The sequence below is a fragment of the Peribacillus sp. P4_C12 genome (assembly GCF_056402095.1).
This window is the reverse complement of record NZ_JBFUIB010000073.1, coordinates 1-14,732: the sequence shown is the minus strand read 5'-3', so window position 1 is coordinate 14,732 and position 14,732 is coordinate 1. Positions and strand designations below refer to the sequence as shown.

At 34.4% G+C, this 14,732-nt stretch carries 18 protein-coding genes; 6 read left to right on the top strand and 12 right to left on the bottom strand.

Annotation, left to right across the window (positions count from 1 at the left end; all coding sequences use genetic code 11):
- The 4 genes from AC1DUW_RS12460 to AC1DUW_RS12445 all read right to left on the bottom strand — a co-directional run.
- The coding region (locus tag AC1DUW_RS12460) for a transposase (RefSeq protein ID WP_477642655.1) at positions 1 to 181 on the bottom strand (181 nt) is incomplete at its 3' end.
- A gap of 117 nt (positions 182 to 298) precedes the next feature.
- The gene (locus AC1DUW_RS12455) at positions 299 to 985 is read right to left on the bottom strand and encodes a zf-HC2 domain-containing protein (protein ID WP_252296851.1); all 687 of its coding nucleotides are present in this window, start codon (positions 983 to 985) and stop codon (positions 299 to 301) included.
- 2 nt (positions 986 to 987) lie between these two features.
- On the bottom strand, positions 988 to 1,467 hold the full coding sequence (locus tag AC1DUW_RS12450) for an RNA polymerase sigma factor (RefSeq protein ID WP_477642654.1): 480 nt from the start codon (positions 1,465 to 1,467) through the stop codon (positions 988 to 990).
- A gap of 207 nt (positions 1,468 to 1,674) precedes the next feature.
- On the bottom strand, positions 1,675 to 2,244 hold the full coding sequence (locus AC1DUW_RS12445; RefSeq protein ID WP_477642653.1) for a recombinase family protein: 570 nt from the start codon (positions 2,242 to 2,244) through the stop codon (positions 1,675 to 1,677).
- A gap of 247 nt (positions 2,245 to 2,491) precedes the next feature.
- Between AC1DUW_RS12445 and AC1DUW_RS12440 the strand changes: the two genes are divergently transcribed.
- The 3 genes from AC1DUW_RS12440 to AC1DUW_RS12430 all read left to right on the top strand — a co-directional run bounded on the left by AC1DUW_RS12440 (position 2,492) and on the right by AC1DUW_RS12430 (position 3,762).
- Positions 2,492 to 2,626 (top strand): hypothetical protein, encoded by a 135-nt coding sequence (locus AC1DUW_RS12440; protein WP_269083778.1) that lies wholly within the window; start codon positions 2,492 to 2,494, stop codon positions 2,624 to 2,626.
- A 560-nt stretch (positions 2,627 to 3,186) separates the two neighbouring features.
- On the top strand, positions 3,187 to 3,360 hold the full coding sequence (locus tag AC1DUW_RS12435; protein WP_477642652.1) for an anthrax toxin lethal factor-related metalloendopeptidase: 174 nt from the start codon (positions 3,187 to 3,189) through the stop codon (positions 3,358 to 3,360).
- Between the two features lie 240 nt (positions 3,361 to 3,600).
- Positions 3,601 to 3,762 carry a hypothetical protein gene (locus AC1DUW_RS12430; RefSeq protein WP_477642651.1) on the top strand — a complete coding sequence of 54 codons (162 nt, stop codon included), beginning with the start codon at positions 3,601 to 3,603 and terminating at the stop codon, positions 3,760 to 3,762.
- A 735-nt stretch (positions 3,763 to 4,497) separates the two neighbouring features.
- Here AC1DUW_RS12430 and AC1DUW_RS12425 read toward each other — a convergent pair.
- On the bottom strand, positions 4,498 to 5,418 hold the full coding sequence (locus tag AC1DUW_RS12425; protein WP_477642650.1) for a hypothetical protein: 921 nt from the start codon (positions 5,416 to 5,418) through the stop codon (positions 4,498 to 4,500).
- A 707-nt stretch (positions 5,419 to 6,125) separates the two neighbouring features.
- Here AC1DUW_RS12425 and AC1DUW_RS12420 point away from each other — a divergent pair.
- Positions 6,126 to 6,281, top strand: a complete 156-nt coding sequence (locus tag AC1DUW_RS12420; protein WP_477642649.1) for a hypothetical protein — start codon at positions 6,126 to 6,128, stop codon at positions 6,279 to 6,281.
- Between the two features lie 627 nt (positions 6,282 to 6,908).
- Here the strand turns inward: AC1DUW_RS12420 and AC1DUW_RS12415 are convergent.
- The 3 genes from AC1DUW_RS12415 to AC1DUW_RS12405 all read right to left on the bottom strand — a co-directional run bounded on the left by AC1DUW_RS12415 (position 6,909) and on the right by AC1DUW_RS12405 (position 9,032).
- Complete coding sequence (locus AC1DUW_RS12415; RefSeq protein ID WP_477642648.1) at positions 6,909 to 7,022, bottom strand: helix-turn-helix domain-containing protein; 114 nt, start codon at positions 7,020 to 7,022, stop codon at positions 6,909 to 6,911.
- 369 nt (positions 7,023 to 7,391) lie between these two features.
- Positions 7,392 to 8,210, bottom strand: coding sequence for a DUF3800 domain-containing protein (locus AC1DUW_RS12410; protein ID WP_477642647.1), 819 nt, complete (start codon positions 8,208 to 8,210; stop codon positions 7,392 to 7,394).
- Positions 8,211 to 8,369: 159 nt separating this feature from the next.
- Positions 8,370 to 9,032, bottom strand: a complete 663-nt coding sequence (locus tag AC1DUW_RS12405; protein WP_477642646.1) for a hypothetical protein — start codon at positions 9,030 to 9,032, stop codon at positions 8,370 to 8,372.
- Between the two features lie 640 nt (positions 9,033 to 9,672).
- On the opposite strand from AC1DUW_RS12405, the gene mobV reads away from it, so the two are divergent.
- Both mobV and AC1DUW_RS12395 read left to right on the top strand, forming a co-directional pair.
- The gene (gene mobV, locus AC1DUW_RS12400) at positions 9,673 to 10,746 is read left to right on the top strand and encodes a MobV family relaxase (protein WP_477642645.1); all 1,074 of its coding nucleotides are present in this window, start codon (positions 9,673 to 9,675) and stop codon (positions 10,744 to 10,746) included.
- A 5-nt stretch (positions 10,747 to 10,751) separates the two neighbouring features.
- A complete protein-coding gene (locus AC1DUW_RS12395; protein WP_477642644.1) occupies positions 10,752 to 10,895 on the top strand; it encodes a hypothetical protein in 144 nt (47 codons plus the stop codon).
- A gap of 500 nt (positions 10,896 to 11,395) precedes the next feature.
- Here the strand turns inward: AC1DUW_RS12395 and AC1DUW_RS12390 are convergent, their stop codons facing one another.
- The 4 genes from AC1DUW_RS12390 to AC1DUW_RS12375 all read right to left on the bottom strand — a co-directional run.
- Positions 11,396 to 11,773, bottom strand: coding sequence for a hypothetical protein (locus tag AC1DUW_RS12390; protein WP_477642643.1), 378 nt, complete (start codon positions 11,771 to 11,773; stop codon positions 11,396 to 11,398).
- Between the two features lie 49 nt (positions 11,774 to 11,822).
- Entirely contained in the window at positions 11,823 to 12,458 is a 636-nt protein-coding gene (locus tag AC1DUW_RS12385) for a hypothetical protein (RefSeq protein ID WP_477642642.1), read from the bottom strand.
- A 1,405-nt stretch (positions 12,459 to 13,863) separates the two neighbouring features.
- Positions 13,864 to 14,358 carry a DinB family protein gene (locus AC1DUW_RS12380; protein ID WP_477642641.1) on the bottom strand — a complete coding sequence of 165 codons (495 nt, stop codon included), beginning with the start codon at positions 14,356 to 14,358 and terminating at the stop codon, positions 13,864 to 13,866.
- Positions 14,359 to 14,538: 180 nt separating this feature from the next.
- Positions 14,539 to 14,732, bottom strand: a 194-nt coding sequence (locus AC1DUW_RS12375; protein WP_477642640.1) for an IS3 family transposase, incomplete at its 5' end; no start/stop codon positions are given.

Sequence of the window (14,732 nt, the reverse complement as noted above, 5' to 3'; positions counted from 1 at the left end):
GAGTGTAATTTGTATAGGATGAAGCAAGTCCTTCCATCCCATGTTTTAGATAGCGAGCGACCCATCTTTTCAGAGGGGATAAACCTACATTTCTTTCTTGTGCAATGGATTTATAGGATTTTTTCCCTTCTAAGTACTCTAAAACTGCATGTGATTTTTCGTCTATCGTATATTTAGTCAAAAAAACTGCACCTCCAATTATTAGATGTTGTCTAACAATTGGGGTGCAGTTCATAAAGACAGCTCTGATCTTCAGCTAACGCACCCTTTAGTTGAATAACAAAAGACAAATTCTATTCTATTCAAATCCAAAGTATTTCTCTACTTCTTCACTTGCCTTTGGCAATACCATTCCCTTTTCCCAAATTAAAATTTTATCCTTTGGCGTACCATAATAAATTCTTTTTATTTCCTTACCACGAAATTCTTCTTGTACTTTAATATCTATAAAATCATACCCTTTTTCTAATCCGTATGGAGTCTGTGCTTCTTTCTTTATTAAGGGGCGTAGTGGAGTCATATAAAAATTCCCTTCGCTATCCATATCGTATTTTATTGTATTTAAACTATATCCATCGTTTATATCCGCATAATATACGATTTTACCATCCTCCATTTCACTTATATCCTTAATTTCCACTACATCTGTAGAAACACTGTTGATTTCCCATTTAAATAAGCCAACATATCCTAAAATGATTATGCCTATTAATAATGCAGTTATTATTCCACCTTTAATAAAAGACTTTAACCTTAATCTTTTCCACGAAGTAGATATATTTTTTATGACATTACTATCCGTTCTATTTTCAATAATACTTTTTTCTGGAATATGAATTTCATCTTGAATTTTTTTAAATTCCACTTTGCAGTTATTACACTCTGATAGATGTTCCTCTACCATTCTTTTGCTATCATCACTACATACACTGTCGTAATACAACGGAAGCATATCTTTAATTATTTCACATGATACTTTTCTCAATTTCATTCCTCCCTTAACATTTCTTGTATTTTTTGTTTACCTCGGTAAAATGTGACTCTCGCCCAACTCTCCGTCCTCTCAAATAGTTCACTTATTTGTTTAAAGGAAAGTTCACCAAATATTCTAAGTGTAAATACCTCTTTATAAGGTTCGTCTAAGGAATGCAAAACTTTATGAATACGGAAAGTTTCTTCCTTTTTTAAAATCAACGTTTCGATTATATTTTCGCCGGCTATATCTTCTTTCTTTTCTGTATCGTATCGTTTTTGTTTATTGAGATAGGTGAAATATGTATTTTTTGCAATTTGGCAAAGCCATACATTTATTTTGCAATACCCTTGAAATTTATCTATACCTTTTAAAGCCTTAAAAAACGTTTCTTGTGTTATTTCTTCTGCAATCTTTTCATTACGGCTTAATTTCAGAACAAATAAATAAACCTCCCGAAAATATTGATTGTATATACTCTCAAATTCTGTCAATCTTCTACCTCCTTTCATATGTAAGACTATGATAGAAAGATTTCGTTACAAAAAATCAAAAAAAATAGCAGTTCGTTAGTCTGCTTTTAAATCAACCATATATTAGCAAAATACAATACCAAAGTTACCTGCTTTACTATCATAAAAATTTATAATACTTGTTTAACTAACCTGCCCCTATAGTTCATTAAGAAAAAAGACGATTAGCTATTTGCTAATCACCTCTTTCACTTTAGCGTAAATAGTGGAACGTGGAACGCCAGTCATTTTAGCTATATCATTAACGCTTAAACCGTTTGATTCTCTTTCATCATACAGCTTTAACGCCTTCTTAACGTCCTTCTCGTCCTTCCCTTTACGTCCCATATGTTTACCTTGTGCCTTAGCCCTTTCACGTCCCTCAGTGGTTCTATCTTTGATTAAATCACGTTCAAACTCAGCAATAGCACCCAGCATAGTAAACATTAGCTTTCCTGATGGTGTACTAAAATCAATCTGTTCTTTGATGAATACTAAAGCTATTCCACGTTCTTCTAAATCCTTAGCAATCTTTTGTAGGTCAAAGGTGGAACGTGCTAATCTATCCAACTTGTAAACAACCAGCTTGTCACCTTCCCTTAAATAGTCCAACGCCTTAGCAAGTTCTTTCCTGTCAGATTTAGCACCACTTTGTTTTTCCATGAATATCTTCTCGCAACCATACTCTTTTAACTTCTCTTCCTGTAAAGCCAAGTCCTGATCTTTAGTTGAAACACGTCCATATCCAATAATAGCCATTATGTATAACCTCTTTCCGTTTGTCTAAAAGTTAATTAACTTCTGTAATTTAATTCTAGACTAACTTGCGGACATTGAAAATGGTTATTTTGAGGGGTAATTAAGGTGTTTTTTCAAGTCTCTAGAACTTGTAAGTTTTAGACGAGTTTTGGAATATAGATAGAAGATGTGCAATCTAAAAATAGAAAATGTCTGTTATTCCAGAAAAGGGCCAGATTGTTTAGTAGTTTTAGGGAGGTGTTATAAGATGGAATGGTTTACTTTTTTTGTTTTTCCAGCATTCACTTTAGGTGGAATAGCTTTAGGGCTCGCCCTTCACTCAATCAAAAAAATAAAGAACATGGAAAGGAGAGTTGAGGAATTAGAAAATAAAAATAAATAAATCTATGACTTTTGTCAATAAAGTGTCCCAGCTAAACTTTAAGTGGATTTTTACAATGATTATTCCATAAAAGGGCGCTTTTCTTGAGGAACGATAAAGCCCAATTTTACAGTTAAAAATGAGAAATTGGGCTTTTTTATATTTGCTTATAGTGCAAAATAACTCCTAAAGTGACAAGGGGAATTGAGGTGTTTTTTCAAGTCTCTAGAACTTATAACTTTTAGACAAGTTCGTAAAAGTAGACAATTACGAACGGTCCATTTAGGTACGGAATCATGGCATATGATAGTCCGTTAATGTATCAAATACATTTAAGAACGTTCACTTTTTAGCATAGACATTTACGAACACTTATCGTTCGCAATAGTCCCTGCGCCTATGATTCCCTACGGTGGGCCTTCATATATATATGGTACTAAGTTACGACCCCTTCTGACGCCTTGCTAATACTATGTAAGCTAAAGAGTGTCAATTCTTTTAAGTTATGACACTTTAAATCTCTAACCGAAACTTTTGGGTTACGTGGTGCGCGACTTTTTAGATGAGAATGATATCTTCACGTGGTTATTAGAATAAAGATACAACATGGGGTTCCGTACGAGGCATGGGGGGGGGCATATACCTTATTAGTTAAAATCGATGCAAGCGACAAGGGAAACGGACATGGTTCTGTAAATTTGGAGCTACATGAGCTTACTCATTCCATTGATAATATTGTTTATAATGGCATTTGAAAGGACATCGATTTTTTTAGAATATGGGGAAAAGAAGTGTAGATGTTTTATGTAAACTTTGAACAAATTCAATTACTTAAACAAAAAGCACCTGAGACTTATAACTTTATTAAACAATTAGATTAAACATTGAGCTGAAATACGTTAAAATAGGGGTAGAAAGAAAAAATTAGTAACAGAACAGCAAGAATATGTTTTTGATGATTTTCCTGCCTTTCAAGAAGGGAGGTGGGTTAATCAATGAATTTCTTTGAAATAATAAGCTTTACTGCTGATTTAGTAGGATTGTTATCAGACCTAATTGAGTTTTTACCATCTGATGATTCTAATGCTGATGGAGGCTTTGTGTTTGTGGGATTGTTACGTAATAAAAAAGAAAAGAACCCTAATCTAGGAAATTAGGGAACGTTGAAAAAAACTTATTTCTTTTAGCTTTTAGTTTTAACCACCAACACGGCACACAAACATCAAAAACTGAACATCATGAATTCTTTTAGATCAGAGTGCTAGGAACACTCTGGTCTTTTTTTGTGCAAATTTCCAAAATGGGTAACCAAAATGGGTAACCAAAATGGGAACCCTTGATACCCTAAGTATAACTTAAGTGAACCATTTTGTGTAATACAATGTATGACACTGTATGACACTGTATGTACAATGCAATGCAGTGTAACCGCCCCTTTTATTATCTAATATGTTTGTGCTCACATAGTTCCCTAAGGATTATCATAGGGTAGTTGGACAAGGGGCTAGTTATTGCGGACGCACCATACGACAATCGGTGCACCTTCACCACGCATGCCATTGCACTCAACACGTACAATGCAGGATGCGACTCACTACCACAATAGAATGAGTGAATTAGAGATTAGATTAAGGATTAGAGTCAGGAACCTACGTGGGCCGACGTTAACCTACCTTAAGTAACTGATCTATAGGAAAGGGCGAAATATCGGAAGGGTACCATAGGGGGACGTGGGTACCTCCCTCTGACCCGACTGCTGGTTGGAAAATATACACCACGGTTTGAAAAAACAAGATTACAAATTATGGTAATTATCTATAGTCATAAACCGCAGCCGGACTACCAAAGTGCTATTGAGGTGCCTTTAATGATTAAGTCCCTCCTGATTTCCACTATTCAAGTAATCTATTCTTATCAACTTTTAAGGTTACCTTCGGATATTTTTTGGAAGTTAATTCCTCCAAATCATTTATTCTCTTCAATGCAATGTCCTTATTTATTTTTTGAGCTCTTTTCAGCTGTTTGCTAATTTCAGCCGAACTCTCATCCTCCACAAGATACCTATACTGCGAAGCTAAAATGGAAGTTCGTTCAGCCACTTGGTAATGTAGAGCAATAAGTTCTAAATAGCTTTGTAACATTTCTTCTGGATCATTAGACTTAAAGGTTAAATTATTATATATCTCAGAAACAGAGCTCATATCAGGTGTATGACTATGTTGAGATAATTCTATATGTTCAGTGACTAGTTCAAAATCAAAGGAAGTGGAATTTTTGATATCACTTTCATTGTATACACTAAGCTGTTTTCTCACATAGAATTTCTTTTTTTCATTCTCATCATTATTTTCAAAAAGGACAGTTTGAAAATCCGCTATCGTTCTTTCAAGTCCACTTTTCTGTGCCTCCGATTCCCTAAATAAAATAAATATTCTATGCTGGATTTTGGCTTTTTCTTGTGATTTCTTTACCATTTCTTGAAGGGATCCTGACAAAGTAAAACCAGCAAATGTAACAACAAGACCTAAGGAAAAAACCCATATAGGGTGGCTATAATTCGTATATATTTTCTGAAAATAAACAATTAAGGTAAAAACAATTGTTATTATTAAAACGGATACTAATAAAAATGCTTGATCTATCCCTACACCTAACTGGATTAACTGAGCGCTAATTATAAGCGTCGGTGAGATAAGTAAGACATAAAGTCCAGAAAGCATAAGTCTCTTCCCTAATACCTGCTCCAACTTTTTTGGGGGAGCTGTTTGTCTTTGTAATTTTTTCTTCGGTTTTTTCTTCGGTTTTTTTACCATTAATCATTTCTCTCCATCAACATTTTTAACTTACTATAACAAGGGACCAATAAATAAAGAAGAAAAAATTTCCAACATAAGATTATCTGTAACCATAAACCGTAGCCAAACTATCATAAGGGTCTGCTGAAGGCGATTCTAAGCAAATTATCTATCTATAAGCAGGGACTTTTACTCAATTCAATACAGGAGGCCATATAGGAGAAGGGGTGGTTAGGGATTTCGAGGTTTCCATTATTCCTTTTTCCTCTGAAAATTTTTGCCGGGGGCTGGCCATAACTCGCCTGGAGAAGGGAAAAAAAATAAGCAGGGTTAAATTTTTATTTAATGAACTACCATACTAAATTGGTTTAGGGCCTATACAGCTAGGTTTGGTCAAAGTGGTCAAAAAGCAAGGTTCATATTAATTGAAATTTAATGAAAGATTAATGGAAATCGTCAGTTTCCTCCCTATTGCTAACTATATTAATCGATTTATAGTTTGACAAAATTAAAAGTTAATCAAAACAAACACAATATATAGTAGTCGAAATATTTAATACGACACAATACGTTGATTTATTGAGCTTTCCTGTGTACACTTAAATAGATCTGGTGGTTAGTTTTACTTTTGCTCCAGAAACTGGATTTAAAGATATAATAGAGAAGTAGCAACCTAGAATACGTTTTTTGGTGATTGTCCCTTGCTGAGAAGGGGGGACTGATCAATGCAAATATTAGAATTGTTAACGCTAGTTTCAGATTTAGCGAATGTCTTTACGGAATTATCAAACTTCATTACATCTGAATCTGACTTTAAACTAGGGATTATCATTTTTGGATATTTAGGCAATTCAAAAAAACAAAAAAAAACAACTGTCTAATGTGCGATTAGACAGCTGTTGCAATACTTTTGTTTTACCAAAACATATTAAACAAGGTAAACAGACATCAAAAACAAACATCATGAAAATTTTGAATCAGGTGCGCCAACACCCGGTTCTTTTTTTTTGCTTTATAGTCCATCCACTTAGAAGTAACGTTAATGTTAATGTTAATGTTTATCTTAATCCAAGTGTAGCTTAAAATTCAAAAGTTCACAAGGAGTGTACATCATAAAAGTTATAATAATTCAGTATTCCCCAAATTGAACTAGCCAACCATCTGCTGTTGCTGTAGACATATTAATTCCACGAAAGGTAGTCAGGGATTTTCCCTTACCCCATTTCCGTAATAAAAACGGTGGACATAACTCGGCCAGGGGAAGTGGTATAATATAGCAAAAATCACACAGGAATGAGGTGGTCCAGTGTCACGATACAGACTGATACATACCCTTATCGTGCTGGCGTTCACGGGGTGCCTTATCTATAGCCTCGTGGTGCGCACTCCCCAGGGGTTCATCGTTACCTTTTTTGCTGGATTGATTGGGATAGGGTTGATGCTCTTGAACTTCGCACTCTTTAGACGCCCCAAAACTCTAGAAGAAGACATAACAAAATAAGCAGGGGTCAATTCCCCTGCCGTATGTGTTTCCCTATCGTCTTCCTGTTGATCCCTGTTATTCTAGCAATCTCTACCTGTTTAATTCCCTGTTGGTGTAGCTCAAAAATTTGCTGTAACACTAGTGATATCGAGAGTTATAAAATCTAAAATATTCTCAAAAAAAAGAGTAGCCATAGCTACTCTTTAATTACATAATTTTTAAATCCAATGTGCCAATACCTTCGAGCGTATTGCCAAGTACTAACAAAATGGGTTCATACAAATAGAAAATTCAATTTAAATACAAAAATGCTTTATGGAATTAATCCATAAAGCACCTTGTTTTGTAAGCGTCGTAACCGACTACTTAAGTATACAATTATAATGTAAATTAAACTTTTAAGTTCAGAAGTTGAAACGTCGTAACCGACTATTCCTATTCCTACTCGTATTATTAACTTTAAAAAAATAAAAATTAATAACCAAGATAATAACATCTTATGATTTATTTAAGATTTTGTCAATGTTTTTTTGAGATTTAAATATTCAATTAAGTCTTTTTCAATGATAAAGCTTTTAATATGCTTTTTATAAGCTGTTTTTACAGGTTTTAATTCTTCTTTGGTGTCGCACTTCCCCGTATAAACTAGGTAGTAACAATAAGTAATAATATCGATTATTTGTGTAAAAGCATTTGAGGCTGAATCGATGACAACGGGCTCTGACCACAAATTCCTAGAAGAAGTATTGCCAATTTCACTAACAAATTGATCTCTTATTCTAGAATCTAGATTATCGGGTAAAATCGTTCCCTTCTTATCCGTGGAAATTAAAATATCATTAAAACTATTAACAACAAAATTAACCATATAATCATCTAAAAGAGTATCTGTTGCTTTAATGCCATTTTCACTGCAATATTTTAAAATCTCAGGTTTATCAGTTTTATATATATATACATTTTTAATGTAAGGTTTAATTGCAGATAGTAGTTCATTTGAAAACTGAATAATTTCTTGCATATTAGAATACTTCCATGGATTTTCTCTGTAAAGTTTCTTTCTTTTTTTATCTCTTGTAGGGTTAAACATTTCTACTGCATGTAGCTCGAAATTATAAAAAGTATCTTTAATTCTTTTGGCTCTTTCACTTTCATTTGTATTTTGTCTATATTGCTTTTTTAGTTTTTCTCTTACCTTTTGATACTTATCTTTAAATGTATTCAGTGCTTCAAATACTTGTTCACTTTCTATATTTAAACCACCAATAAAATATGTATCGATATTTGTTTGAGTAATCATATTTTTACCTGATTCATCTATATACATAAAAATCACAATAAACAATCCCCCTAATACAATTAAATCTATAATATTACAAAATTATTAAAAAATGTAGATTTTCATTCAATCCACTAGAGGTTACTCAAGATCTATATTTACAAAAATTAATATTTTTTGTAACGAAAATATACCAAATATTCTAGTTCATCCAAAAAACTTTGATAGCAGACCCCTTTTTTCTTTCTTTTGAATAGTTAATTGAGACTCAATTAACTCTAATTTATCCTCTAATTCAGCCTGTTTATTTATTTCTTCTTTCTTTTGTTCTTTCATGTAGAAATTAAAGGTATCCTTTAAATCTTTATCAGAACTAATTAAATCTTTTACTAGTCCCTTTAGAACCTCATTATCCTCCTGGAGCTTATTTATTCTGCTATCTTCAAGTAATTTTGTTTCATTTTGTTTTTCTACTAATTGAGATAAGCGATTTACTTCTTGCTGCATACGTTTAAACTCATTACCAATTTGCATAAACATTTCATTAGCGCCACTTTGTTCAAAGGCTTGTCCGAGCAACAAAGCCATTTCTTTTGACTTTTCCTCTTTTTCCTTATCTGTTTGCAACTGATGATATAAGTTCTCCTTAATTAACTCTTCTTTCACATCATCAAATGTTACATTTCCACCACGATTGAAGACTTCTATGATCTTCTTAATCTTCGGGAACTCTGTATGTGGAATCCAACGACCAGTAGTTCGTTTATCAAACTCAATTAAGCCTTTGTCGCACCAAGTTCGCAACCTCGGAACTTCAATGCCAAATCTTTCAGAAACCGGGCCTATGGATTCCCACTTTATATCGCTCATTTGGATTCCTCCCACGAAATAATTTTCAATTTAGACTCAATTGAGACTAAAACTAATGTGAACCATCCTTATATTAGATAATTTATATATGTAATTACTTCATTGATTTAAGGGCATTTTATTGTTAATTTAGTCTTATTATTACATGTTTCAGTCTTAATTTATATAACTTTCAACACAAAAAAGCACCCTATAAAGGTCGCCAATCGAATTTTCTCTTTGGTTTTTTGTATAGCTTCCAATAAGGTGCTTTTATGTAAACTACTGTAGAATGGGAAAAAATTTGGCGTCTGTCAACGGTACCGGACCGAAGGGAGGATAAGGAGTTGATAGACTCACTTCACCAAGACCCTCTTGGTGTTTCAAAAGGAAACACCTTTTGAGCTGCCTACCGGCGAGGGAGCCCCCAAGAATTGGGGGTTGGGGGTTGAGTTTTTTTTGCGATCCAACGTGCTACGTTGGCTAGGTGTGGGCAAGAGCCCGCGGTCTTGTTTTTGCCATGCTTTAGCATGGTTTCGGTACAGCCGAAACCGCCTCGCAGAGCTTACCACTTTGGTACAAAGTGTAGTAAGCTCCACTTTACAAATAAAGTTCTTTCTCGGACAATGGATAGAGGGAGATATATTTGGGGGTGGTCTTGATGAGTTTTGCGGTCATACATATGAAAAAATTTAAGAGTGCGGACATCAAAGGCATGCAGATTCATAATCAACGAGAAAAAGAGAGTCAGACGAATATGGACATTGATAAGGAGCGTTCTTCGTTGAATTATGATTTGTTGAATCATGCTCCGATTGATTATGACGAGCGCATTCAACAAGAAATTGATGAACGCTATTTAGGGGAACGAGCGATAAGGAAAGATGCGGTCAAACTATGCTCTTTTGTCGTCACGTCAGACAAAACTTTTTTTGATGGTCTAGATCCACAAGAAGAAAAGCGATTCTTTGAAGAAAGCGTGAAGTTTCTCCAGGATCGTTATGGTGAAAAAAATATGGTCTATGCGGTCGTACATAAAGACGAAAAAACGCCCCATATGCATGTGGGGATGGTTCCGATTACTTTGGAAGGTAAATTGGCAGCCAAACAGTTTTTTGGCAAAAAAACAGAACTGCAGCAACTTCAAGATAAATTTCATGAGCATGTGACAAAAAAGGGATTTGATTTAGAGCGTGGCGTTTCTAGTGACCGAAAGCATATAGAAGCCCAACGATTCAAAGCATTAAGCGTAAAGGAAGAAGTAAAATCATTAGAAAATGAATTGAAAGAAAAGCTAAATGATAAGCAATCACTGGAGAAGTCCGTTAAGGACATAGAGGGTCGCTTAAGCGACCTAGGAAAGTCTTTAAATCATGTTAAAAAAGTGGATGAGGTGGAAGTAAAAGAGAAGGGTGGCTTAGTTCGCTCTAGAACAGTCGAAATAGCCCAAGAAGACTTTGAAGGTATTAAAACCCTAGCTAAAGTTTCGGAGGGCCTTAAAATCAAATCTGAGCAACTTGAGGGCTATTGGATTCAAGAAGTGCAAAAAAATGATCGGTTAAAAGATGAAAATAGCATGTTAAAAAAAGAGAATGATCGTTTGAGAGATGAAAATAAAGAATTAGTTAGAGAAAATACTTTTTTAACTCGTACCCTTGAGAAGGTAAAAAGCTATTACAAAGATAAAGTAAAGGACTTCAGCCATCATGTTGGGCTTTTAAGGCCCAAGTCTTAGATAAAATGGGAGAGCGATTACTAAAAAAGCATTTCACAGACGAGCAAGAAGTGAATGGAGCTCAAATATTTTTGAAAGTGAAAGAGAATGAGAAACAAGAAAAAAAGGTGAGCAGAGAGAAAGGCAGAGGGGTAGATTTTGAAAGATAATAAAATTTCTCTTAATCTTCATGCCCGATTCTTGCCCCGATGAATAGTATCCGATTTAGTGGGGATATTACTAAGTGAAAAGTAGCTACCTTGCCTCTGAGTCCAACCTTAAAAAAGTTGTCAGAGGTTATTCTTTGTTATGGCCTTCCTAATCGACTGACCTTTCATTTTGCTTGTCCATAATTCCCGTTAATCGTTCTGATCCATACAAAAAAACAGCTTTCCAAAATTCAGCAGCCCTTCTTCATTTTGGATTCAGGACCATGTGAAAAACCTTTACTCTTTATAAAACAAAAATAATCATATTGAAAATATAGCTTTTAAAGAAGTTTACACATTGAATATTTTTCTGCATAAGAAAAGGCTGAAGTGAAAATACTTCAGCCTAAAACACCTTATATATTAACAGTCATATTAAGGTGTTTACGCACTCATTTTAAAAGGATATCCTTTAGCATTTACGAATCAATCCCAGGTCTTTTTTTCATTCAGTTAGTGAATTAATCATAAAAAATTAAATGCATATCACTGTTAGTCCTTGATTTCGCAAAAAATTCTGCTTCATTTCCTCCATCAACAAAGTTACCAATACCCCGGAAAATACCACATTCGCCTCGATCTAAATATCTTACCCCTACATAATCATTATAACTGTCAGGATCATACTCCCATAATTCAACTTTTAACTTACCAGCTGGACCCACGTAAGAATCCCGACAAATCTTATAATCACCACCAGTAGAGGGAAACTGATCACTCTCAGCACCATTAGAATAAAGAGTTTGTTCCCCTAAATAATCCCAGCCACTTGCAAATGTAGAAGAAGGGAACAACAACGCAGCGACCAATGCCACAGCACTCATTTTAAACATTTTCATGCTCATTCCTCCTCACCCGTTTTGACTTGAAATATATTTCCATATAATTCTAATCAATATTTTTTATATTATCATCTATCCAAAGATTCAATTTTTCATGAAGCGTTTTTGTAGTATCCACTACTTCATGCGCTACATATGAAATTAGAGAAAAAAGTGAAATGTGCTCGTCATTCAGTTTTGAAATGTATTTCTGAATCATCTTTAAACTTTTAAGCCTTCCCGGATCAAGTAAACCAATTACCTCTGAATCCACCATTTGTGTAAAGACGTCTCGATTTCTAATACCAGCAATCAGCAGCATAGTTGTGGCTAAACTTACACTACAATCCATGGAATAGGCCAAGGCTGAAATTCTTTCATGCTCGTAAGCTTTAAATCTTAAATGAATCCTTTCCTTCTGAATGGCATTTCTTTTCTGGATTACCTCTGCTTCAAAATCCCCTCTAAAAATCGTATTATCGTGCCTGTAGTCTCTTTTAAAATACATGGACAAGCCCTCAATACAGTCCCTAGAATTGATAGCTGCCATTATTATTTTTTCCCCTATATCCTTCACAGGCTGATTCAAAATATAGGATAAATTATGAACACATTCATTTAATGAGTGTGAGATTGTTGGTTTGATATCTCTTTTTTTATCGGAACGAACTTTTCTTTTTACTGTCTGGCTTCCCTCTTTCATAAACCCTTTCCCCTCCCTAAAGTGAAAATACGCTATGTACACTATCCATATGTACCTGAAATATGAACTATTCCAGAAGAAAGGAAGATGATTAACAATTCTGATTTTTGACCATACTTGTACAATCAAAGAACCTATAAAGGAGTATGGATCATGGCTAAACAAAAAGTGAACATGACTAAAGAAGAAGGCAAAGAATTATTAAAGAAAATCCTTGTTCATTCCGAAAAAAAAGGAATCCCAACTTTCCCGAAAAAGAAAAAAGCCTGAAGCATTTTCACTCCAGGCTATTTTTCACCAAACTATGAATCCCTTATATAGTAAATATAATGTTATATAGTGGTAATGCCTAACCCCCGTTATCTTAACAGCAATTCTTTCAACTATTTAGCTTATTATGCTTGACTGGTTTTAGGTTTTTTGACTTGCTGAAGTGAAGCAATGAAACGGCTGGAAGGCAGTCTTATCCCCTATGCTGAAAGAAAGCTAAAAAAAGCAATCTAACAGAATAGGAGGGATAAGCGTCTAATTTACTTGCGTCAGTTCGCAATGTATCCGTATGTATAGACCCTATTCACTCAACAGTTTTCACCGTACACGCCCTTTACCTAAAGGCTTGTCCTCTACATAAAGCCACCCCTATGCGACAAGCTGAACGTGTTCCCTAGCACCGTAATGCTAATGGCTACCACCCGAACCTTTTAAGGTAGTTCTCACCTTCCCCCAACAGATGAATAGGAATCCATTGAGGGTTGCCCACTTTGTAAGAGCATACTAGGTACTCTCTGCACGAACGTAGACTATCCAATCAGTTTTTAAGGTGCTTTCAGGCAATTGCACCTGAACAGTACACAAAAAAGGCGTTATCTCTTTAACCTGTCATCTTACCAAGTTAAAGAGATAACGCCTTATTAAGAACTTTGTCGGATATGTATGAAAGATACTAGCATTTGCTAGTTGAAATCCAGTAGACAAAGAGTTTATAATAGGTGTATCAAATTTAGTCCTGTTGCTTCAGGGCTAAAACTTTAACCAGTGGTAGGACACTAGGTTAATTGAGAAAGTCATTTCCGTTAAGAGGTAGGACTCTTAACATCAGGAAGTGGCTTTTTTGTTTATCCGTTCGTTATTAAGTTACTAATAATTTTACCTCTATCAAACTGGTAAAGCAACCATAATTAACAAGGTTCTACTGTAGCTTTGAAACAAAGTTTGATCAAATCAAAACAAGAAACCTTGATAAATGAATAAATTAAAGGACATGTTTTGAAAAAAAATTAATCAAAACATGCCCTAGTAATATATATTTGGATTATTCTTTTATAAAAAAGATTGATCATTTTTATGTTTCTTAATGAACTAACGCACCCGTTAGTTCATTAAGATGCACTAGTGCAACTTTTATTTATTTATCTACTCCTGCATCTATTTTCCAGCTATTTTGTAACTTCCGGATATAAATGATCTGACCAATGTGATATGCGTTATGAGTTGACATATTTCCGAGTATTGCCCACCATTTCACGTGTCCAGGATAACCATTAACTTCTCTCTCAACTTTTTCTTCAGATAATAACTCTTGCCAACGTAAAAGCACCTCTAATAGTTGTTTTTTTAAGTCAGCAAAAGTATGATTTTCAGGAATAATAAAGCTGTTATTATTATTTTCTATTGAAGGCACAGCATCAACGTGAGATTTTTGGTACCTTGTTTGCCATGTTTGATTCCAATATAGTAGATGCTGCACAATTTCAGCAATACTATTACTTTCTTCGTTTGGCTTCCAAAATGCATGTTCCTCAGACAATCTTTCTACTGAATCTGAAAATGGTAGGTACCAACTTGGGTCATTAGCATTTGCCAACAACTGATCCGATAAAACATCTTTTGCATGAACCATAACAAACACTCCTAATTTTTATATACTGTTTTTTCTAAATCTTTAAACAATGTCATCTTAATTAAATTCTACATAGTATATTGATTGTCCTGTTCTTATTAAGCTAACCTGCCCCGATAGTTGCATAAAGAAAGAGCTGCCTTTGTGAAGTGAACCCAAAAAGTTAGACACTTTATTTAATTAGGCAGCCTTGAGGGCATGAATCCGGTAATCTACCGGGCTCATGCCTTTTAATTTTACCTTGATTCGTTGATGATTGTAGTAATGGATATATTCCTCTAATTCTTGTTTGAAATGCTCCATGCTTTCAAATTCTTGAAGATAGAGTAATTCGGATTTTAATAAGCCAAAGAAGTTTTCAATGACCGCATTAT